This window comes from Rhizobium sp. 01N447_2 (assembly GCF_056399245.1).
In genome coordinates this window covers 1-21,089 of the sequence record NZ_JBFTQY010000080.1, presented here as the reverse complement: position 1 = coordinate 21,089, position 21,089 = coordinate 1, and the positions used below count along the sequence as shown (strand labels likewise).

Sequence of the window (21,089 nt, the reverse complement as noted above, 5' to 3'; positions counted from 1 at the left end):
GGGTTATCCCATCGATCTGCTCACCCGCCGGTCGTGGTTATTCACCAGATTGCGATGCGTCTCCGCAGTGAGTGAAATGATATTGTGGCGGACATGCGCTTCGATCTCGGCGGGCGACTTCTTGGCGATATAGGCCGAGATGATCCACTCATGCCCATGAAGGGTCGATTTCCCGCTGTCCTTTCCAAGCGTATGCAGGATGGTCGCTTCCGTCCGCGGTTGGATGAAGCGGTTGATCATCGCAATCCGCGATCTCAGTTGCGCGATCTGCTCAACGATCGTTTCGTTCGGGCACCGCCTGTTAATGACGGAATGGAAGTCCAGGTTGCCCTGGGTCCAGCCCGACAGGTCAAAGGAAGCAAGGTCCTGTTCCATGCGTTCATTGATTTTCTGAAGCTGTTTGATGTCGCCGGCCGTAATTCTCGGCGCGGCGGCACCGGTTACGTAGCCCTCAAGCACGGCCAGCAGTTCCATCTGTTCGGCCCAAAGATCGGGATCAGCCCCTGCCACGATCGCGCCGGAATTCTTGCTGAATATGACCAAGCTTTCTGCTTCCAACCGGCGGATTGCCTCTCGCACTGGTACCGGGCTGATAGATAGCTCTTTTGCGAGAGTATCGATCACAAGTCGCTGTTTAGGAGCATAGAGGCCGCGATCTATTCCAGCCTTGATGTAATCGTAGGCGAGTTGTTGTTTGCTTTTAGCTTCTGTGGCAGGCGCCACCACCTTTGCCATGCGTCACTCTCCAACGTAAACAATCAAATCGAAAATCAGATTTGATTTCCTTTCGGCGTAAAGACTCCGAGGGGCTTCCGCAAGAGCTAGTGTTTCCAGGCGAGCCGCCGCTCAAGGCTCATGCTCAGCTGAGACAGGACGAAGACAATCAGGATAAATATCAGCCCAACTGCGGTGAGGTACTCAAACTGTTTGTAAGTGATGGACGCCTGGGCATTGGCAACGTAGACGATATCTTTGACGCCAATGATCCCAACTATGGCGGAATCCTTTAAGATCACGATGAACTGGTTCAGAACAAGAGGAATTGCGGTGCGCAGCGCCTGCGGCCAAATAACGACCGAGTTGGTTTTCCAGTTGGTCAGTCCCATTGCTGCAGCCGCTTCCCATTGGCCCTCGTCAATGGTGAGCAATACAGAGCGATAGATCTCCGCGACATAAGCCGTGTTCAGCAACGTCAAGGAAATGATGGCGGCCGTGACCGGGTCCATCTTCCAGCCGGTCGCCCCCGCCAGGGCGAAGTAGACAAGCAAAACATAGACGTAGGGCGACAGCGAACGGAAGATCTGGATATAGAGAAACCCAATCGCGCGCGCGCTCGCGGATTTGCTCCTAAGAAGCGATACAATCAAGCCGCCGAACACCATCGAAAGCGCTAGCGAAACGATTGCAATCAAGAATGTGAAACGAAGCCCGTAAAGCATAGCGGGCAGGTGGTTGAGGACAGCGTACCAGCTATTCATAGGCTCAAGTCCCTTGACTTTCCTTGAGATGGGTTTCGATCATTTTAACGAGAAGCGACAGCACCAGCATCGTCGCGATCAGCAAGACCGCGACCGAGATGTAGGCCTCGAACGGCCTGTACTGGTTCAAGCTGATATCTTGAGCCGCATAGATAAGTTCCGGAACCGCGATCACCGCCGCGTAGGTCGACGCTTTGAAGCAGATCACGAAGACGTTCAAAAGGGGCGGGATCACGACCCGGACGACYTGCGGAAACAGAATGGTGCGATTGATCCGGTAATCAGAAAGACCAAGTGCCTTGCCAGCTTCGATCTGACCGACGTCGATCGAATTATAGCCGGTCCTGAAAATCTCAGAGGCAAATGCCGAGCTCATAATCGCGATGGCGATGATGATCGACTGCGGCCCAGTCAACGCCAAACCGAATTTTGTTGCAAGCCCGAAATAGACCCACAGAAGCAATAAATACATTGGCAGGCCACGAACGATCTGCACGTAAACGTATGAGATTGCTCGGGTAAGCTTTGAGCGGGACGCCGAACCCAGGTAGGAAATGAAACCGACAACGCAGCCGATCGCAAAGCCGGCAAAAGCGAAACAGAGATCATAGCCCAATCCCCAAAGGAAGCGCGGCCATTGCGCCAGGATGATCGAGAAATCGAGATTCATGACGTTCCCTTTTTCTATGCCCGCTTTCTTCTGCGACGAGTTTAATCGATACGCCCGAGCGGAAGTTTCGTCAACATCATATATGATTTCATATTGCAAGACAGATAGATTCGGGGCATAAATGTCGCCAAGGCGATCTCAAAAAGATCGAGAAAAACAAAAATAGGCGGATCGGTATGCGGTTTTCAGGAAAAGCGGTCATCGTCACAGGGGCTGCAAGCGGGCTTGGGCGCGCCATCGCAAAATCATTGGCGCAAGAGGGCGCGAAACTTGTTCTCGTCGATCGCGCAAAAGATCAGCTGGAAAATCTCGCCGTCGCTCTACGGAACGAAGGAGGTGAGGTGGTCGAGATCGTCGGTGATGTTTCCCACGAACAAACCTCAAAACAGGCCATTGCACTGGCGTTGTCTCGATTTAGGGCGCTCGACATCCTGATCAACAATGCTGGTATCAATCCCACTGGAACAATCTCGCAAACCGATCCTGCGACCTGGCGGCACGCTTTAGATGTCAATCTGAATTCGGCCTTTCTCTTTTGTCGAGAAGCCATCCCTCACATGGTGGAAGTGGGAAAGGGTGTGATCGTCAACACGGCCTCGATCGCGGGCCAGCGTGCTTCGACCGCCGAGGCCGTCTACGGGGTTTCCAAAGCTGGATTGATCATGCTCACCCGAACAATTGCCCGGGACTACGGAGCAAAAGGGATTCGTGCAAATGCGATCTGCCCCGGCGTTCTCGAGAGTGTCATGGCCGATCGATTGACACGAATGTCGGTCGACCAGGTCGCTGCACGTGATGAACGTTTCGCCCCGACGGTGCCTCTCGGTCGTCTCGGAACATATGAGGAAATCGCCAAAGCTACGCTCTTCTTGGCGAGTGAGGATGCCAGCTACGTGAATGGCGCGCAGCTGACAGTCGACGGCGGGCTAACCGCTTAGCACCAGCTGTACCCCACAGTCCGTGGGTTGCAGGCCATAAATTTCATTGTGAAAACAACAAGGGGAATGCTCATGAATACGAAGCAAGATAATGGAATGCAGGCAAACCGTCGTTCGCTCCTAACCGCAGGTCTGTTCGCCGGTGGCGCAGCGGCCGTTGCTCTTGGGGCGACAGCACCGGCGCGCGCGCAGGATACCAACAAGGAATCGGTTCTCGACAAAGCGATCCGCACCAAGAAGATCGTGGTGGCGGCGAGCCTCAAATATCCGCCCAACCTCTACATCAATGACAAGGGCGAGCCAGACGGCTACGAGATCGCCATCATTCGTCAAATGATCAAGGATGTCTCTCCCGACATCCAGGTCGAATTTGCCGACATGGATTTCGGTCAGATGTTCGCGGCCGTAGAGTCGGGCCGGGCCGATATGATGACTACCGGAACGATCTTACCTTCCCGTTCGTTGCGTGGTTGGTTCGCAGGTTGTGCAGTTACCTTCCAACCGGTCTACATCGTCGGGCGGGAGGCGGCAGATCTGACGTTTGACCAGATGAACACTTCAGGGTTTAAGTTCGCAGCCCTTCAGGGAAGCTCACAAGAAGCAAAGATCCGTGCGCTCTACCCTAAAGCAACCGTCTCTGTCTTTCCCGATCAGACAGGGGCTATCGGCGAGGTGATGTCCGGCCGCGCTAACGCGACCTTGCAATCGCTGTTTACCATCGTGAATACCAAGAAGCAGGGCGTTGACCTGGCGATCATCGGCAACGAGCCCGCCTATGTCGATCATAACACCTTCTTCATGCCGACAGGGGATACCAAGATGTACATGTTTGTGACCAACTGGTTGTTGTTCAATGCGGCAGGAGGCATCCTCAATTCCCTGTTCCGCGAGTATATCGGCAAGGATGCGATCGCTGCGGGATTGCCCTATCTTGCTGTCGGCCCGGGCGGAAGCCCGCTTCGCGTGGAAGCCTGATACTCTCATGGGGTGGCCTATCAGGCCACCCCGCTTCTTCAAGGAGCGGAAAAGTGGAAAACGCCGAAAACAGAAAAACCGTCATCTCATTGCGCAATGCGAGCAAATGGTTTCCCAGTCGCGATCTCCCCAATATCAGGGGACTGAACTCTGTGTCGCTCGATGTACTCGAGGGTGATGTTGTCGTTTTGCTTGGTCCAAGCGGCTCGGGTAAAAGCACCCTTTTGAGATGTCTCAATCTGCTTACTATTCCCGACGAAGGCCACTTGCGGGTCGGATCGGTGGAGTGGGACGCCGGCGCGTATCATGGTACGCGGTCGAAGGAACGCCGTCATAAGAGTGACTTTCAGCGGCTTCGCCGGGAAACCGGGATGGTTTTCCAGCACTTCAACCTTTTCCCGCATATGACCGTGCTGCAAAACGTCATGTGTGGCCTCATTCACACAAAGGGAAAATCCAAGGACGAAGCCAGCGAAATTGCTCGCCAGGAAATCGCCAAGGTCGGCTTGGCCGAGAGAGAGGGGCATTATCCTGGGCAACTGTCAGGGGGACAAAAGCAACGCGTTGCCATTGCGCGTGCAATTGCGACAAAACCATTGGCAATGCTCTTTGACGAACCGACCTCCGCCCTTGATCCCGAATTGCGAGGAAGTGTGCTGGCGGTAATGCAGGATCTTGCCAAAGAAGGAATGACCATGGTTGTCGTGACCCACGAGATGGGTTTTGCACGTGCAGTCGGCAACCACATCGTTTTTCTCGAAAAGGGTGAAATCATCGAGGAGGGGCTTTCGAACGATTTCCTCGACAATCCAAAGACCGGCCGTGCAAAACGATTTTTATCGGAGATTGCCTAAAGTGTGCACGGACAGGCGTGATGGGGTACTGTACGGACGCCGAATATCGGGGCCTTTTCTAGAAGGCGTCGAAAAAACGATCTGAGAACAACAGTCCGCAAGGCACCGACTGGTGGGTCTCTCGTGACTTCCGATAGTTCGAGAGCGAGGCGGACCAAGCTAGGACGAGTGTGTCGGTACCCCGCGCTAGGCTGATGTACATCCCCGCTCGATATACAATGCGCGCGTCCGCCGAGCCGTCCACCGCCGGTCCATTGCTCATGGGCAGCTGAAGTTCCGAGACTTGTTGCGAAAGATCTAGTGACGCCGCTCGGCCGTCTCGACCCTGCTTAGTCAGCGTGCATCGTTCAAACCAGGGGGAGCGGCGTTAGATGGTCCCGGAACCGCGATTTATTCCAGACATACTTCCGCGCCGTCCGCTCCATACCCTCGATTGCCTCGGGCGTGAGCGGGCGTTTGACCTTAGCCGGCACTCCGATCACCAGCGATCCGTCGGGGATGTCCATCCTCTCGGTCACCAGCGCTCCGGCCCCTATTAGGCAATTTCGGCCGATCCGGGCGCCGTTGAGGACGGTGGCTCCCATGCCGATCAGGCAGCCGTCGCCAATGGTGCAGCCGTGTAGCATGGCCTTGTGGCCAATTGTACAACCCGCTCCGATGGTCAGTGGAAAGCCGGGATCGACATGCAGAACGCAATGTTCCTGAATGTTGCTGTTTTCTCCTATGACGATGGGTTCGTTGTCGCCGCGCAGCACCGACCCCCACCAAACAGAGGCGCCGGCGCCAAGCGTCACTTGTCCGATGACCCGCGCATCAGGGGCGATCCAAACATCGCCGTCCGTTGGAATGCTAGGGGAGTAGTCCCCCAGCGCGTAAAGGTTTGACGACGCACTCATTCGAAAAAGGTCGCGTTGCGGCCGCCGACGACAACGTCGAACCTGAAGCCCTTTTCCACGTCGATCCCGGGCGTGTCATAAGGTTTGCCGATGTTTCGCTCGAACGCGTCTCCCATCAGGATTGCCATCGGATCAGTGACGTTGTTGGGTTCGTCCGGGAAGTACATCTGGGTGATCAGCCTGGCCGAACCGCCGCTGACCGACAGATGGATATGCTTGGGCCGCCAGCGCCCGATGTCAGGGCGTGCCAGATAAGCCCCGGGGATGATAGTCCAGAACCGGTAATTGCCGTCATCGTCGGTCACGACCCGGCCCATGCCTAGGAAGTGCTCATCGAGCTTCAGCCCCGAATGATCCTCGATATGTCGGTAACGGCCATAGTGATTGGCGTTCCAGATTTCCAACAGCGTGGCGCGTAGGGGCCGGCCGCTTTCGGTCCGCACGGTTCCCGTGACCTCGATTGGAACGCCGTCAGCGCGGGTAAGGTCGGGCGAAATTCGGGTCATGTCCCATTCGTTCTGGCGACTCAGCACTCGCGCGGGTACGCAAGGCACGAAGCTTTCGCGGGCGGCCGCGGGGATCAGGCGCAGGCGCTTGCGCGGGGTCCGCTGATCCGAGGTGTTGTCGGTCGGCCCGATGCCGATCTGCCGTCCCAGCTTTGTCATATGAGCATCCTCCTATTAGCTTACGAAATCATCGAAGAACGGGGTCTCATTCTCCCCGGCCATCACTATATCGAGACGATAGACCTCCGCCCCGTCCACCGTGCGCCCGTCCGGGCGGGCCATCAGCCGTGCGCGATCCACATCGTCCAGCTCCAACAGCAAGGGGTCTCCGTCGTTGCCGAGTTGGTCGGCAAAGAAGACCTGCGTAACGATCCTGCTTATGCCGTCCGAAAACAATGTCACCGTGATGTTCGGCGCCCGCCCGTCGGCGGCGCCGGGCAGGATTGTCCGGAAGGAGTACTCGCCGCTGGCACTGCGAAGCCTGCCGTATCCAAAGAACCAAGGGTCGATATCCGGGTGACCTGCCGTTCTTGGGGTGCGGTAGATCCCCTTGGCATTAGCCTGCCAGAACTCCATAACGACGCCGTTGGCCAGATCTCCGTGCCGGTCCACAACGCGGCCGCGGAGTATGATATGCTGCCCACTAGCCCCGCCGATGACGCCCGGATGGATCGAGGTCAGATCTTCGAGGCTCTCATCCTCGAAATAGATCGGAAAGTAGGGACCGCAGGTGTCCTCGTTGGTGGATTTCAGAGCATTTCCCCGATGCTGCTGTGTCATGAAATTCCTCCGTTGAACCTGTCGTGTTTTAGATATAAAACGTCGGCGCAAATGGCGAAAGACCGGGCCGAACCATGACCGAATCCCCCAATCATTCCGCATACTTCGTTCCTGGCCTCCACCGGGGGCTTCGGGTGCTCGAGATCCTTGGGGAGGCAGGCAAGCCGATGTCGCTCAGTGAAATCTCGCAAGCGATGGAGCTTCACCGGTCCTCGGTGTTTCGTCTGATCTATACCCTGCGGCAGATGGGCTTCCTCAAGGAGGCAGAGCAGGCTAACAGCTATACTCTGGGCGCACGAGTTTTGAACCTCGGCTTTGCCTATCTCAGTCAATTGCCGATTACGACAATCGCACGCCCGCACCTTGCAGCTTTGCGGGACAAGACCGGCGTCAGCTCCCATTTGAGTGTACTTGAGGGTCACGACGTTCTTTATCTCGGTAGCCACCAGGCACGCACGGGGTTCGTGTCGAACATGGTCACCGGTACGCGAACCGCCGCCTATGCATCGGCGATTGGCTGGTGTCTTCTTGTGGCGCTGAGCGATGCCGAGCTTGAGGAGTTCTGCGAGGGGCAGGTAATGACTGCGTATACGGAGCACACCCCAACCAACGCCGCAGCACTCAAAGCCCGTGTCGACGAGGTCCGCGCCCAAGGTTATATCGTCTCGCGCGGGTTCCGGGACCCTGGCGGATCTAGCGTTGCGGTTCCGGTGCGCGACAACAGCGGAAAGGTGGCCGCATGCATCAATATATCGGGGCCGGACAGCGGCTTCGACTTCGGCCGGCTCCATAGCTTCTACATCCCCGAAACCCGGGACACCGCACTGCAGATCTCGCGTGAAATGGGATATAGCGGGCCGGGCTGACATCAGCGTAGACCGAGGATCGCGCGGGCCTCGCCGGAGGTGGCGATGGTGCCGCCAAGGCTGTGGATGATGGAGACGCCCTTTTCCACCAATTGCGCGTTCGACCGGCAGTATTCACCCTTGTCAATATATGCCGTGTCCTCCATCCCGATCCGGCAGTGACCACCCAAGAGAAAGGCCTGTGCCAGCATCGGGAACGCCATCCGCCCAATCCCGAACGCTGCCCATTGCGTTCCGTCGGGCAACTGACTGACCAGATAGGCCATGGTTTCGGGGTTGGCCACGGCCCCGAAGCGAACGCCCAACACGATTTGCACCATGAGCGGTGTCTTGATAATGCCGCGGGCGATGAAATCCTTCGCCATGTGCAGATCGCCGGAATCGAATATCTCAATCTCAGGCTTGACGCCTGCCGCGTAAATCCGCTCTGCCATGATCTCCAGGTTGTGCGGGGCGTTGATGACGCTGGCTTGACCCGACCACATAGTGTTGAAGTCGAGCGTGCAGATATTGGGGCGCAGCTCTTCGACATGAGCCACGCGCTTTTCGGGTACGCAAAGCGTTGATCCCGGCGCGGCGATCTGCGGATCGGTGTCAGACGGGATGAAGCGGCCGCCCTCGCCGGTGGTGAGGTTGAGGACGACCGCCTCATTTTGTTCTCGGATGCGCTCGACGAGTTCGCGGTAGAGGTTGAGGCGCATCGAGCCCTTGGCGGTCTCGGGGTCGCGCACATGCAAATGCAAGATAGCGGCCCCCGCCTTGGCCGCGTCCAGCGCCTGATCGGCGATTTGTTTCGGCGTGACCGGCAGATGCGGGCTATTTTCCGGCGACATCAGATTGCCGGTGATAGCGGCTGTCAGGATGGTTTTCTTGACCATGTCACTTCTCCAGCCTGCCAAGAACTGTCTCGACCGCTTGCGTGACCAGATCAACGATGCGCGCGATCTGCTCGGGGGTCGAGGTATAGGACGGGGCCAGTAGGATGTGATCTCCATTAGTCCCATCTGCGCAGCCCTGCGCCGGGTAGCACATCAAGCCAAGGTCAAGTGCGGCTTTCTGGATCTTTTGTGATAACCTGGCAGCAGCAGGGAAGGGCGCCTTGCTGGCTTTATCTTGCACCAGTTCCACGGTCCAGAACAAACCCCGGCCTCGGATATCACCGATATTGGGATTCTGACCGAAGCGTGCGTTCAGCGCATCACGCAGCTGTTCGCCGCGCGCCCGGACGTTTTCCAGCAGGTTCTCGTCCTCGATCACCTTCTGTACGGCCAGTGCGCCGGCGGTGGCGACGGCGTGCGACATGTAGGTGTGTCCGTTCCAAAGCAGTCCGCTACCCTTCTGAATTGCGGCCACGATCTTTTCGGCGGCCATGACAGCGGCGATCGGCTGGAACCCCGCGCCAAGACCCTTGGCGAGCGTTGTAATATCGGCTGCAATACCTTCTTGTTCCAGCGCGAAAAGGCTACCGGTGCGCCCCATGCCGCACATGACCTCGTCGGCGACGAATAGAACGCCGTGCTTGTCGCAGATCTCGCGGACACGTTTAAAATAGCCACCCGGCGCCGGTTGCGTTCCGAGCGAAGCACCGACCACCGGCTCCGCCACAAAGGCCATGACGGTGTCGGGACCAAGTTTCTGGATGCGCTGGTCCAACAGGTCCGCCATGCGCTGACCAAAATCGGCCTCGGACTCGTCGTCTTTGCGCATCCGGTATTCGTAAGCGGCGTCGATGTGATCGACGTCCAGCAACAGCGGCTGGAAGGGTGCCCGCCTGCCCGCATGGCCCCCGGTCGCCAGCGCACCCAGAGTGTTACCATGATATGACGGGGCCCGGGCGATAATCCGCGTCCGCGCGGCTTCGCCGCGTTCAAGATGGTATTGCCGCGCTAGTTTGAGCGCCGCCTCCATCGCCTCGGATCCGCTGCCCAAAAACATCACCCGGCCGTTGCCCGTGCCTTCGGGTGCGCGTGCCACAAGGAAACTTGCAAGCTCTTCAGCCGGTTCGTTGGTGAAAAAGCTTGTATGCGCGAAAGCCACTCGGTCGATCTGCGCCTTGATGGCGGCTCGGACCTTTGCATTGTCGTGGCCGAGACATGACACAGCGGCACCACCGCACGCATCCAGGTAGCGCTTGCCGGTGTGGTCAATCAGGAAGTTTCCATCGCCGCCGACAGCGGTTGGAAGGGTCGTTTCGAGGGAGCGGTGCAGAACGTGGGACATGGTTCAATTCCGTCTTGCATATATAACGCCGTTTTGTATACTAAACATTGTGAGCTGACTCAAGCGAATTCCTGCTCAGGATGGAATACGGAGTTTATCGTCATGGGTGCATTGTCCGGGCTTCGCGTAATCGAGGTATCGCAGGTTCTTGCCGGGCCGTTCTGTGGTTATCAGTTTGCGCTTCTCGGGGCAGATGTGATCAAGGTCGAGCTGCCCCTTTCGCCCGACTGCGCGCGTGGGCGCGGTCCTTTGCCTACATTAAATGCGGCAGGAATCGGACTGACCTACCAAGTGCAGGGTGGGAACAAGAAGTCGCTAGCACTCGACTTCCGCGTCGGACCGGGGCGGGCGGCGCTTMTGAAGCTAGTCGAAACCGCAGATGTCTTTCTGGAGAACTACTCGACCGGTGTGTTGGATGGCTTCGGGTTGGGATATGACGACTTGCGAAAATGCAATCCGCGCATCGTCCACTGTTCAATGACCGGGTATGGCGATACTGGCCCAAGGGCCGCCAAGGGCGCTTACGACAATACGATTCAGGCTGCCTCGGGTGCCATCGCGCAATGCGACGGCCAGAAGCCGGGGGTGTCCTTCGTCGATTACGCGGCAGGATATTCCGCTGCTTTCGCAATTTCCGCTGCGCTCCTGCAACGCGAACGTACGGGTGAGGGATGCCATATCAGCGCATCGATGTTGGAGGTGGCGCTATCGTTAATGGCGCCAGAAGCCGCCGTGAAACAGGCGCCCGAGGCAAAGTCGAAGGTCCGCGAGGCGGGAATTTCAATGTTTGACACGGGGGATGGCCGCCTGATGTTGGGCGCGTTTAAGCCGACGCAATATCGTAAGCTCGGGGCGTGCCTTGCGGCTCTGGGGCACGATATTCCGCTTCTCGCTGGAATCCGCGACTGGACCGATGTTGAAACTCACTCAGCCGCGATCCGCACAGCGATTGAGCTGGTATTCCGGGAGCGCACTGCAGAGGAATGGCAGGCGATCCTTGATGCCGCCGACATTCCCGCCGAGAAGATTCTGCCACTGGAAGAGGCCGTTGCCTCGCCGCAGATCGCGGCGCGGGGCTATTTCGTGGCCTCCCCGGCCGATCCCTCGATCTCCTTGCCGCTGGCAGCCTATCGGATGAGTCGGGGTGGTCCGATACTAACCCGCGCACCGCCCAAACTAGGGCAAGACAACGGCCAGATTTTGGAGGGTCTGGGGTATGGTCCCGAAGCCATCGCGGCCCTTTGGAACACTGGGGTAATGCAATGACTCTTCGGCTGACCGCGGAACCGGCCTTCCGTTTGCCGGAAGAGTTACGCCACAAGGGCGAGCCCTCTGCCTGGGCCAGGATGACCCGGCCGGGGCAGGCGATCCACTCTTTCCTCGAAGCCGCCTTCTTTGACGAGGGGCGCAGCCTGTGGCTCTCGGACGTGCCCTATGGCCGCGTGCTCCGCGTCTCGCCCAAAGGGGCGTGGGAGGTGATGCACCGATTTGACGGCGAACCCCATGCCATGCGCATCGCCCCGGATGGCCGCCACATTGCCGCGGACTATCGGCACGGCTTGATTGAACTGACTGGTCATGACAGCTACGAAGTGTTGACGAACGGGCTGGCAGGCCAACCGTTTCTTGGACTTTCCGACATGTGCTACGGAGCGGACGGCGCGCTTTGGTTCACCGATAGCGGCCGTACCTCTCTGAGCGATCAACGCGGGCGGGTCTATTGCATGTCGGCCACGGGTGAGATGCGTCTGCTGCTCGAGTGCGTACCCTACTCCAACGGCATTTGCCTGTCGCCAGACGGCGCTTGGCTCTATGTTGCCGCGACCCGCGCCAACCAGGTCTGGCGGCTATCCACCCGCCTTCCCGAAAGAGGCCAGCCGATGGCGGGCACGTTCCTGCAACTCTCCGGCGGGTTGGGACCGGACGGGCTGGCCACCAATGCGCGGGGCTGGCTGGCCGTGGCGCAGGCTCAGGCCGGACGAGCTTATGTTTTCGACGCGCTCGGCGACGAAATTGCYGAAGTCCGCTTGCCTGAAGGGCTTTGGACAACCTCCGTGACCTTCCACCCGGACGAGCAGACCCGCCTTTTCGTCGTCGATGCCCAGACAGGCACCGTTTTCACCATTGATATTCCTGATTGAGGTTCCGACACCTATGAAGAAAGAAGACCTCCGCGGCTACGTGCCCGCCATCGCCACGCCCTTCAGCAATACGGGCGAAATCATGGAAGACGCTTTTGTTGAGTTATTCGAGTTCCTGATCGGTCGCGGGGCGACCACCATCTGCATAGCGGGCGACAACGGTGAGAGCTGGGCGCTATCGGCGGACGAGCGCGGCCGGCTGGTGCGACTGGCCAAAGATACCGCAAAGAGCCGTGTGGGTGTGATGATGGGAATTTCCGCCCCCACAATCGCCGCTTCTTTGGCTTATGTGAGAGCTGCCGAGGAAAACGGCGCCGATATGCTGCTGTCGATGCCACAGACTTACGTGTTGAAGGCTTCTGAGGCCGAGCTGATGGCGCGGTTCGATAAGATTTCGGCGGCGACGGCCAAGCCGCTGGTACTGTATAATTCGCCGCGTCGAATGGGCTTTTCGTTGAGCGTGGACCAGATTGAAACCCTGCTGAACAACCACAATGTCATCGGCATAAAGGAAAGCCAGCGCGACTACTTCCATCACACGCACCTGTTGCAGCGCCTCGGTGACAAAATGTCGGTGATGACTGGCCCTTGCCACTATATCCTGCCGAATTTTGCGCTCGGGGCCAAAGGCTTCATTGCCACCGGTCCCGAATTCACTCACCTGAAGCCATCCGATATGTCTGCCGTCGGCGCCGGTGCCCCGGACCTAACCTGGCGCCATGCCCACTACCAACTTACCGTCCTTTATGAATTGCTGATGGGTACCGCCACATGGCCCGCGTCGTTCAAAGCGGCGTTGAACCTTATTGGCCTGCCCGCCGGAGTCCCGCGCGATCCTGTCATGCCTGCAACCGTAGACGACATCGAGAAGATCAAACGCACTTTCGACCAGCTTGGGATCAGCTATTCCTGATGCGCCTCACGCCCGATCAGTCCAGTCGGATCCGGCGCAAGCCGAGGGTGGAATTCACCTTCGACGATGTCCCGGTGTCCGGTCATGACGGCGAAAGTCTGATGGTGGCGTTGATGCGGTCCGGCCATCTGCACCTGCGGGATGCGCCGGAAGACAGTGGAGCGCGGGGGGCATTCTGTTGCATGGGCCTGTGCCAGGAATGCGTCGTGCGCATCGACGGCACGGTCGTCGAAAGCTGCCGCTACGCGGTCGCGCGGGGATTGGCGGTCACATCGCTAAGGCAAAAATCATGATGCAAAGTACAGACATCGCCGTGATCGGAGCTGGGCCAGCCGGTGCGAACGCGGCGCTGACCGCCGCGCGCCACAGCCTTTCCGTTACGCTGCTTGACGAGCAACCTACAGCAGGTGGTCAGGTCTGGCGCGCCAAGAGCACTGCGATCTTGGACGCGCCGAATACGCCTGAAACCGTGGCGGGAAGTCGGCTGCGCCAGGAGATCGACGACAGCTTGGTCACCCACATCGGCGCAGCGCGGGTCTGGCAAATCGAACGGAGCGGGAAGGGCTGGAATCTTTATGTGCTACGGCAAGGACGTAGTGAGGTTCTGCATGCGCGCGCCTTGATCATTGCCACTGGCGCACGCGAATTCGTGCAGCCGGCGCCGGGTTGGACAACGCCGGGGGTGCTGGGATTGGCCGGTGCGACGGCGCTATTCAAGCAGGAAATGACTCTGCCAGGAAAGCGCACAATCGTTTCCGGTACCGGGCCGCTGGTGTTCTTCGTTGCATCCGAGATCCGCCGATTGGGTGGTGAGGTGGTCGCCATAATTACCCCTAACAGCCGTGGTGACTGGCTGCGTTGCCTGCCAGCAATGGTGTCCCGCCCCGATCTACTGCTGCGCGGCTCGCGCTGGATCGCCGATCTGATCCTTGGCGGCATACCGATCTGGTGGCGCCACGCTGTGACACGGGTTGAAGGTCAAACCCAGGTCGCGAGTATCGAATTCCGCAAGCTTACCGCCGGCTGGTCGCCGACTGGTCCAGCGCGGCGCGTTGAGGGTGACAGTCTGTGTCTCGGCAACGGGCTGCTCCCGTGCACCGAGGCCGCGCAACTGGCAGGGTTAGGGCTGGAGTATAGCCTCCAGTTGGGCGGATGGGTACCGTGCCAAGGTGCGGATGGAGGAACTGACATCAGTGGTCTTTTCCTGTGCGGCGACGGCACTGGAATTCGTGGCGCGGCCGCGGCGGAAATTCACGGTCGGCTCGCCGGTTTGAGCGCCGTCCAGCATTTGGGGGCCGACACCAGGGCAGAACGTGATCGCCTACGCGCCTCCTTCCATCGTGCAGCCCGCTTCGGCATGGCGATGACGAGCCTTGGCATTCCCCGCCCTGGGCTCCTGCGGTTGACCACCGATGAGACAATCGTTTGCCGCTGCGAAAGCCTCTCACGGACCGATATCGCCGCAGAGATCAGCAACGGTGCTGGCAGCACCAATGCTGTGAAATCAGGCCTACGGGCAGGGATGGGGCCCTGCGGCGGCAAGTTCTGCCAGACCACCGTGGCTCGCATGATCGCTGAAGCTGAGGGTTGCACCGAGGCCAACGTGCCGCCCCCTACCCCGCGTCCGCCTCTGCGCCCGGTGCCCGTTGCGGCGCTCGCAGGTGACTTCAGGTATTCCGAACTGCCAATCCCGAAACCCGCACCACTATGACCAAAAGCTATGACATAGCCATCGTCGGCGGCGGCATCATGGGCTGCGCAAGTGCGCTTCGTATGGCCGAAGGCGGAATGCAACCCATTGTTCTGGACCAAGGCGATCTGGGACAGGGGGCATCGGGCGTGAATGCTGGCACGCTGAGCCTGCAGATCAAGCGCGTCCGGCTAATGCCCTATGCGCTGAAGGGCCACCACGAATGGGAAGCGATGGGCGACGCGGTCGGCTTTCACAAGACCGGCGGCTTTACGCTGGCTTTCACCGAACGTGAGGCCGCGTTACTGCATGAGCGCCAGACACTCAAGGCCGAGGCCGGGGCGCCTATCACGTTCGTTTCGGATCGGCAAATCCGCGAGGCCGAGCCGGGCCTGACCCGAGAGGTATTGGCCGCGGCTTATTRCCCCGAAGACGGCTATGCCAATTCGTCACTGACGGGTCAGTATTTCCGCCGGCGGCTGCGCGACGCCGGTATTCCCTATCGCGAACGTTGCCCGGTCAGTGCAGCCGATCCGGCGAAGGAAGGCTTTAACCTGACCACGCCCGACGGGTTGGTCCATGCCCGACGCCTACTTTTGGCCGCCGGAGCCTGGCTTAGACCCGTCGCGGCACTGCTGGGCGTGGAGTTGCCGGTTCAGGCACGGATTAATACAGTGTCGGTGACGGAGCGGCTGCCGCCGCTGGTCTCCACCGTGATAGGCCACGCTACCGGCCTGCTGACCATGAAGCAAAAGTCAAACGGCACAGTTCTGATTGGCGGCGGCTGGCAGGGACGCGGAACGCCGCAGGATGGGCGCGGACATGTCATGGCAGAGAGCGTGCAACCCAACTTGGCGCTGGCGCAGTATGCACTGCCCGCGCTCGCCAACGCACGGATCTTGCGAAGCTGGACGGGATTCGAGGCCAACGTGCCTGATTTCTACCCCCTCGCTGGTGCTCTGCCGGGGGTAGAGAACGCATTCGTCCTAGGCTGTGTCCGGGGCGGTTTTACCATCGGTCCCTATATCGGCAAACTGATGGGCGATTTCATAATGGGGCGGGAGCCTGAACTGCCCCTGTTCGATCCCGCGCGTAGCTTTGATGAGGAAACTACATGAGCCAGATTTCAACCGAACACTGCCGTTTGGACGGCAAGCTTGCCATCGTTACCGGCGGTGGTAGCGGCATAGGCGAAGCCACCGCCAGGGTTTTTGCGGATGCCGGTGCGACTGTGGTGGTTGTCGGTCGCCGCATCGAGCCGCTGGAGCGGGTTGCGGCGGAGATTGGCGGCCATGCCATTGCCTGCGACGTGTCGGAACAAGAGCAGGTAAAAGCCATGTTCGCAACCGCGCAGAAGATCAACGGCCGGGTCGATGTGCTGCTCAACAATGCCGGCGGTCCAGGTCCGATCGCCCCGGTGGCTGAGGTTGATATGGGCGCATGGGTTGCCTGCATGAACATCAATCTCGTGGGTGCAATGTACTGCCTGCAAGAGGCCGCGCGGATCATGAGCGCGCAGAAATCCGGTTCGATTATCAACATGTCCTCTCTCATGGGCATTCAGGGCTACCCCATGCGTTCAGCCTATGTGGCGTCGAAATTCGCGCTAATCGGCATCACGGAGACCATGGCGCGCGAACTGGGCCCGGTGAATGTGCGCGTCAACGCTTTGATGCCGGGCGCGGTCTCGGGCGAGAACATGGACCGTATCCTGAAACGTCGTGCCGAGGCCGAGGGCCGCACCGTCGAGGAGATCGAGCGCGCGAACTATACCGATGTTGCCGCGCTCAGACGCTGGGTCGCTCCCGAAGAGGTGGGCCGCGCGGCGCTCTACTATGCCTCTGACCTCAGCTCGGCGATCACGGGCGACAAGATGAAGGTCGACTGCGGCCGCTACTAATCTTCACTCACTACCAGAGAGGATTACACCCATGGCAACAGCCTCTTGGCACTAAGCAGGCCTTCCATCAATGGTCGATCGATGAGCGCGGCGCCTTCTGGTCCGCGTTTTGGGATTTCTGCGGCGTGCGCGGGACCAAGGATGCCCGCGAATTGGTTGACGGCGACGTCATGCTCGATGCCCGCTTCTTCCCTGATGCCGAGCTGAACTTCGCCGAGAATCTGCTGGTCAAGCATGGCCCTGAGGATGCGCTGGTCCATCGCGGCGAGGACAAGGTGAGCTACCATTGGAGCTGGGATCAGCTTCATTCCACCGTCTCAAAGCTGCAACAGGCGTTCCGTGCAATGGCATCGGCGAGGGCGACCGGATTTCGGCGATGATGCCGAATTTGCCGGAGACCATCGCCTGCGTGCTGGCGACGGCTTCGATCGGCGCGATCTGGTCGTCCTGCTCCCCGGACTTCGGCGAACAGGGCCGTACTCGATCGTTTCGGCCAGATCGAGCCGAAGCTCTTCATCACCTGTGATGCCTATTGGTACAATGGCAAGCTGCAGGACGTCGGCGACAAGGTCCGCGCCGTGGCGCCAAGGCTCGGCTGCCCGGTCATGGTGGTCAAATATGCCGGCGATGCCGAAGCGCTTGCCGCCTCGCTGGCTGATGGCCGCAGCTTAGATGCCGCGACCATTCCCTTCGCCGCCAAGCCGGTGGAATACGAACAACTGCCCTTCGGCCACCCGCTCTACATCCTGTTCTCATCGGGCACGACCGGCGTGCCCAAATGCACCGTCCATTCCGCCGGTGGCACGTTGCTGCAGCATTTGAAAGAACACCGCTCCATTCCGGCGTTGGTGATGGCGACAAGCTGTTCTATTTCACCACCTGCGGCTGGATGATGTGGAACTGGCGGGTCTCGGGCCTCGCGAGCGGCGCAACGCTCTGCCTGTTCGACGGATCACCCTTCGCACCCACCGGAAATGTGCTGTGGGACTACGCAGCGGAAGAGCGCTTCGCAATCTTCGGCACCTCGGCGAAATATATCGACGCGGTGCGCAAGGGCGACATCGAACCGCTCAAGACCCATGACCTCTCCGAACTCCGCCTGATTACATCCACCGGCTCGCCGCTGTCGCCGGAAGGCTTCTCCTTCGTCTATGAAGGCATCAAGCCGGACGTCCAACTCGCCTCGATCTCGGGGGTACGACATCGTCTCCTGCTTCGTGCTCGGCAATCCAGTCAAGCCGGTGTGGCGCGGTGACCAGGGACCGGGCCTCGGCTTGGCGGTTGATGTCTGGGACGACGAGGGCAAGCCGGTGCGCGGCGAGAAGGGCGAACTGGTCTGCACCAACGCCTTCCCGTCGATGCCGGTTGATTTCTGGAACGATCCTGAGGGCGCCAAGTACAAGGCGGCCTATTTCGAGCGCTTCGACAATATCTGGTGCCCTGGCGACTTCGGCGAATGGACCGAGCATGGCGGCCTGATCATCCAGGGCCGCTCGGATGCGACGCTCAATCCCGGCGGCGTGCGCATCGGCACGGCCGAGATCTACAATCAGGTCGAACAGCTCGAGGAAGTGGCGGAAGCGATCTGCATCGGCCAAGACTGGGACGATGACGTCCGCGTCATCCTCTTCGTCCGTCTCGCCCCTGGCCTGACTCTGGACGCCGACCTCGTCAAGAAGATCAAGGCCAAGATCCGCACCGGCGCTTCGCCACGCCACGTGCCGGCCAAGGCCATCCAGGTCGCAGATATCCCGCGCACCAAGTCCGGCAAGATTGTCGAACTCGCTGTCCGTGAGGTTGTGCATGGCAGGTCAGTGAAAAACAAGGAAGCGCTCGGAAATCCGGAATCACTCGAGCTTTTACGGCGCTCGAAGCGCTGAAGGTTTAAAAGTCGGCGCGATCGATGGTTGGCTTCATAATACAATCTCGATGTTTCACGACAGATGCATTCCATAAATGCCTTTTACGCCACTGACACTGAAATAGCGGGGTCAACGATTCTGGCACGGCGAGAGCTTTCCAGGCCAGAGTCCGGCTTGTTGCTATGGAGCTCACGGTTTAGGCCAAAAGGATCGCGTAATCTATCGAAGGGAACTGGCCCGACAGGCGAGCAAAGAAAGACAAGGTTGACAGGCGCATTGCTTCTTCGATGAGGGTTCGGCAGTTCATGCGTGACGACGGTGGCGCCGATCGAACGGGCCTTCGCGCGCGCGCCGGCAACGCCGGAGCTCTGGATGCGCTACATAGACCGACGTCGGCGTTGCGGAAAATCTTTTAAGACTCCGAGATGCACAACAGGGAAGCTCGCCGATAAGTCCGCGCGACGTGCAACTTTTGATTCAGTACGGTTCGACTTCGCCAATGTGGCCTCACGCGGCTCAGCCCGCATTTGATTAGCCATATATTCTGCCCGGACACGATGCGGTGGATCTGATAGGAGCATGGCTATAGACGGGCAGTCCTGTAATCGTTATTCCGGACGTACCATCCCATCACCAAATCATCCCGTGGATTTTCCAAGGCCATTTATATTGAAAAAAGTGCAACGCAGTTTTGCCGTCGAGTACAAAACCGGCAGACGAAAACTCGATACCAGCTCGAACTCGATCTGGGGCAACATGGATCTAAAGTCCGTCGCTCGTGACCTGGAGGAAGAGGCATTGCCGTTTCTGTCGGGTAGCTCTCAGAGTGGCAAATCCAACAATGAGATGTCTTTACCGGAACCAGATCAAGCCGAGGCGTTGTTGACACCGCCTCTCGAGGCGTCAACAACTGCATCACATACACAGGAGATGAGCATGGCTGACGAGACTGATACGGCAACCAGTGCCGATGCGCCGATCGTTGTTGAAACGCCTATTGCGCCGAAGAAGCAGCGCAAACCCCGCGCCAAGAAAGAGGCGGCACTCGTGACCGCGTCAGCTGGCGCTATGGCAGAGCCAGCAGCTGCTCTGGCCGGGGCCGGTGGCGTGAAGAGGAGAGGGCGCAAGGCAAAAGTGATCGAAGCTACGGCGAGCGCCAAACGCGCACCTGTGCGCCGTGCTCCAAAGGCTGTGCAGACAGCGCCGGCCGCGCCGATGACGGCCATCGATGAGATGGCGGATCTCTTGCAGTTGGAAGAGGAAAATCAGCGGCTGCGCAAGCTTCTGGCTGAAAAGCTTCGCGCTGAAAATGCCGATCTGCGCAAGCGGCTCAAGCTCGATTGATATAGGCAGCCGGTCAACCGCCGGCCGCATTTCCATGCTTATCCAGTATACATTTTGGCGGCGGTGGATGCTGTTGCCGGAACTAAAACTCACTGCCTGCTTGCGGGATAAAACGCGAGGTCGGATAGATGGCGTCTCCCTGGAAATTTCTTGCCCGACTGGTCTCACCGGGACGCGAACAAAAGCGAGAGAACGGCTCGACCGAGAAGGTTTCGCCGCAGGCGTTGCCTAGTTCTGGTTCGACTGAAACGCCTGCCGAGGACAGCCTGAATAGCGATGGTCGGCCAGCAGGCGAGGAGCTACCTCGTCACGGTCAACCCGGTGCAATTTCTCTCAAGCCTTTGCATTCCGAAGAAGCCGAAAACGACGTCCACGAAAAGGTCGACGGCGAAGTCTCCAAAATCGTGGAGGTCGCTGATCCCGCTATATCCGGTGGTACTGGTATTGACGTCACCGCTGCACATGATGCCACTCGGATCAAGCGAACTGCCGAGGTCGGACCGCGCGAGCAAAGGAGCCGCAGCAAGGAAGCGGTGGCGATTGCGAACGATCCCCAGGTAATCCACACTGCAAACGAGATGAGCCTCGATGACGAGATCAGGGTGCTCAGGGATCAGTTGGCCAGAAAGCTAACGTTGCAAAACGCGCAGTTGAGAAAAATGCTAGAGCGGTTTGAACGGTGAGTGTGGCGCGCTGCCTGCCTTTTTAAGCTTGTTGTAGGTGAACAATCTCAGATTTGAATAGGGTGTCGCCGGTTCGAGTCCTTTCAAGGCGTGGGTGTTGGTGTTTCGGGGACATGCACTTAGAAGTCACGCGCACCCTCTCAAAAGCTTCCACGCCGAAAATTCAAATGATCGATACAACGGGGCTGTCGATCCCGGATCCTAGCGTTACCGTCGCTTCTCTGAGGGGCGGGGTGAGGTCGAGCTCTTTTCCAGCTTTTACCTGAGCGGGACGACGCAAATGGGTCGAGTTCTGTCCTGGCCTTCCTTCGGATCATTGTCTGGCATGATGTCGACCTTCATAGAGCCGTCTTACAGGACCGATTGGATGGGG

At 59.0% G+C, this 21,089-nt stretch carries 21 protein-coding genes and 1 pseudogene; 14 read left to right on the top strand and 8 right to left on the bottom strand.

Going from position 1 to position 21,089, the window contains the following annotated elements; genetic code table 11:
- Positions 1 to 3: 3 nt before the first annotated feature.
- The 3 genes from AC1ECN_RS32910 to AC1ECN_RS32900 form a co-directional block, all read right to left on the bottom strand.
- Entirely contained in the window at positions 4 to 735 is a 732-nt protein-coding gene (locus AC1ECN_RS32910; protein ID WP_477955340.1) for a GntR family transcriptional regulator, read from the bottom strand.
- Between the two features lie 86 nt (positions 736 to 821).
- Positions 822 to 1,478 (bottom strand): amino acid ABC transporter permease, encoded by a 657-nt coding sequence (locus tag AC1ECN_RS32905; protein ID WP_477955339.1) that lies wholly within the window; start codon positions 1,476 to 1,478, stop codon positions 822 to 824.
- A gap of 4 nt (positions 1,479 to 1,482) precedes the next feature.
- On the bottom strand, positions 1,483 to 2,247 hold the full coding sequence (locus tag AC1ECN_RS32900; protein ID WP_477955337.1) for an amino acid ABC transporter permease: 765 nt from the start codon (positions 2,245 to 2,247) through the stop codon (positions 1,483 to 1,485).
- 77 nt (positions 2,248 to 2,324) lie between these two features.
- Here AC1ECN_RS32900 and AC1ECN_RS32895 point away from each other — a divergent pair, with 77 nt between their 5' ends.
- The 3 genes from AC1ECN_RS32895 to AC1ECN_RS32885 all read left to right on the top strand — a co-directional run bounded on the left by AC1ECN_RS32895 (position 2,325) and on the right by AC1ECN_RS32885 (position 4,915).
- Positions 2,325 to 3,086: an SDR family NAD(P)-dependent oxidoreductase gene (locus AC1ECN_RS32895; RefSeq protein ID WP_477955335.1), complete on the top strand. Its 762-nt coding sequence runs from the start codon at positions 2,325 to 2,327 to the stop codon at positions 3,084 to 3,086.
- Positions 3,087 to 3,158: 72 nt separating this feature from the next.
- Positions 3,159 to 4,061, top strand: a complete 903-nt coding sequence (locus AC1ECN_RS32890; protein WP_477955333.1) for a substrate-binding periplasmic protein — start codon at positions 3,159 to 3,161, stop codon at positions 4,059 to 4,061.
- Between the two features lie 53 nt (positions 4,062 to 4,114).
- Entirely contained in the window at positions 4,115 to 4,915 is an 801-nt protein-coding gene (locus AC1ECN_RS32885; RefSeq protein ID WP_477955331.1) for an amino acid ABC transporter ATP-binding protein, read from the top strand.
- Between the two features lie 347 nt (positions 4,916 to 5,262).
- On the opposite strand, the gene AC1ECN_RS32880 is transcribed toward AC1ECN_RS32885, so the two are convergent.
- The 3 genes from AC1ECN_RS32880 to AC1ECN_RS32870 are packed head-to-tail and all read right to left on the bottom strand — an operon-like array spanning position 5,263 to position 7,097.
- Positions 5,263 to 5,811 (bottom strand): gamma carbonic anhydrase family protein, encoded by a 549-nt coding sequence (locus tag AC1ECN_RS32880; RefSeq protein ID WP_477955330.1) that lies wholly within the window; start codon positions 5,809 to 5,811, stop codon positions 5,263 to 5,265.
- Positions 5,808 to 6,476, bottom strand: coding sequence for a dioxygenase family protein (locus tag AC1ECN_RS32875; protein WP_477955328.1), 669 nt, complete (start codon positions 6,474 to 6,476; stop codon positions 5,808 to 5,810). The genes AC1ECN_RS32880 and AC1ECN_RS32875 overlap by 4 nt, the downstream gene beginning before the upstream one ends.
- Before the next feature lie 15 nt (positions 6,477 to 6,491).
- Positions 6,492 to 7,097 (bottom strand): dioxygenase family protein, encoded by a 606-nt coding sequence (locus tag AC1ECN_RS32870; protein ID WP_477955326.1) that lies wholly within the window; start codon positions 7,095 to 7,097, stop codon positions 6,492 to 6,494.
- A 74-nt stretch (positions 7,098 to 7,171) separates the two neighbouring features.
- Between AC1ECN_RS32870 and AC1ECN_RS32865 the strand changes: the two genes are divergently transcribed.
- Positions 7,172 to 7,963 carry an IclR family transcriptional regulator gene (locus tag AC1ECN_RS32865; RefSeq protein ID WP_477955325.1) on the top strand — a complete coding sequence of 264 codons (792 nt, stop codon included), beginning with the start codon at positions 7,172 to 7,174 and terminating at the stop codon, positions 7,961 to 7,963.
- A 2-nt stretch (positions 7,964 to 7,965) separates the two neighbouring features.
- Here the strand turns inward: AC1ECN_RS32865 and AC1ECN_RS32860 are convergent, their stop codons facing one another.
- Positions 7,966 to 8,841 (bottom strand): beta-keto acid cleavage family enzyme, encoded by an 876-nt coding sequence (locus AC1ECN_RS32860; RefSeq protein ID WP_477955323.1) that lies wholly within the window; start codon positions 8,839 to 8,841, stop codon positions 7,966 to 7,968.
- A 1-nt stretch (position 8,842) separates the two neighbouring features.
- Complete coding sequence (locus AC1ECN_RS32855; protein WP_477955321.1) at positions 8,843 to 10,183, bottom strand: aspartate aminotransferase family protein; 1,341 nt, start codon at positions 10,181 to 10,183, stop codon at positions 8,843 to 8,845.
- A 102-nt stretch (positions 10,184 to 10,285) separates the two neighbouring features.
- Between AC1ECN_RS32855 and AC1ECN_RS32850 the strand changes: the two genes are divergently transcribed.
- The 10 genes and pseudogenes from AC1ECN_RS32850 (at position 10,286) to AC1ECN_RS32805 (ending at position 20,716) form a co-directional block, all read left to right on the top strand.
- A complete protein-coding gene (locus tag AC1ECN_RS32850; RefSeq protein WP_477955320.1) occupies positions 10,286 to 11,449 on the top strand; it encodes a CaiB/BaiF CoA transferase family protein in 1,164 nt (387 codons plus the stop codon).
- Positions 11,446 to 12,324 (top strand): SMP-30/gluconolactonase/LRE family protein, encoded by an 879-nt coding sequence (locus AC1ECN_RS32845; RefSeq protein ID WP_477955319.1) that lies wholly within the window; start codon positions 11,446 to 11,448, stop codon positions 12,322 to 12,324. The genes AC1ECN_RS32850 and AC1ECN_RS32845 overlap by 4 nt, the downstream gene beginning before the upstream one ends.
- A gap of 13 nt (positions 12,325 to 12,337) precedes the next feature.
- Positions 12,338 to 13,237 (top strand): dihydrodipicolinate synthase family protein, encoded by a 900-nt coding sequence (locus AC1ECN_RS32840; protein ID WP_477955317.1) that lies wholly within the window; start codon positions 12,338 to 12,340, stop codon positions 13,235 to 13,237.
- A 47-nt stretch (positions 13,238 to 13,284) separates the two neighbouring features.
- Positions 13,285 to 13,530 carry a 2Fe-2S iron-sulfur cluster-binding protein gene (locus AC1ECN_RS32835; protein ID WP_477955316.1) on the top strand — a complete coding sequence of 82 codons (246 nt, stop codon included), beginning with the start codon at positions 13,285 to 13,287 and terminating at the stop codon, positions 13,528 to 13,530.
- Positions 13,527 to 14,948: an FAD-dependent oxidoreductase gene (locus tag AC1ECN_RS32830; RefSeq protein ID WP_477955314.1), complete on the top strand. Its 1,422-nt coding sequence runs from the start codon at positions 13,527 to 13,529 to the stop codon at positions 14,946 to 14,948. Before AC1ECN_RS32835 ends, AC1ECN_RS32830 begins: the two co-directional genes overlap by 4 nt.
- Positions 14,945 to 16,045: an NAD(P)/FAD-dependent oxidoreductase gene (locus AC1ECN_RS32825; protein WP_477955312.1), complete on the top strand. Its 1,101-nt coding sequence runs from the start codon at positions 14,945 to 14,947 to the stop codon at positions 16,043 to 16,045. The genes AC1ECN_RS32830 and AC1ECN_RS32825 overlap by 4 nt, the downstream gene beginning before the upstream one ends.
- Positions 16,042 to 16,827, top strand: coding sequence for an SDR family NAD(P)-dependent oxidoreductase (locus AC1ECN_RS32820; RefSeq protein ID WP_477955311.1), 786 nt, complete (start codon positions 16,042 to 16,044; stop codon positions 16,825 to 16,827). The genes AC1ECN_RS32825 and AC1ECN_RS32820 overlap by 4 nt, the downstream gene beginning before the upstream one ends.
- Positions 16,828 to 16,922: 95 nt before the next feature.
- Positions 16,923 to 18,707, top strand: a pseudogene (locus AC1ECN_RS32815) (acetoacetate--CoA ligase); the annotation flags it as partial.
- A gap of 651 nt (positions 18,708 to 19,358) precedes the next feature.
- Entirely contained in the window at positions 19,359 to 20,033 is a 675-nt protein-coding gene (locus AC1ECN_RS32810; protein WP_477955352.1) for a transcriptional regulator, read from the top strand.
- 128 nt (positions 20,034 to 20,161) lie between these two features.
- Positions 20,162 to 20,716 (top strand): hypothetical protein, encoded by a 555-nt coding sequence (locus AC1ECN_RS32805; RefSeq protein ID WP_477955309.1) that lies wholly within the window; start codon positions 20,162 to 20,164, stop codon positions 20,714 to 20,716.
- Positions 20,717 to 21,089: the final 373 nt, after the last annotated feature.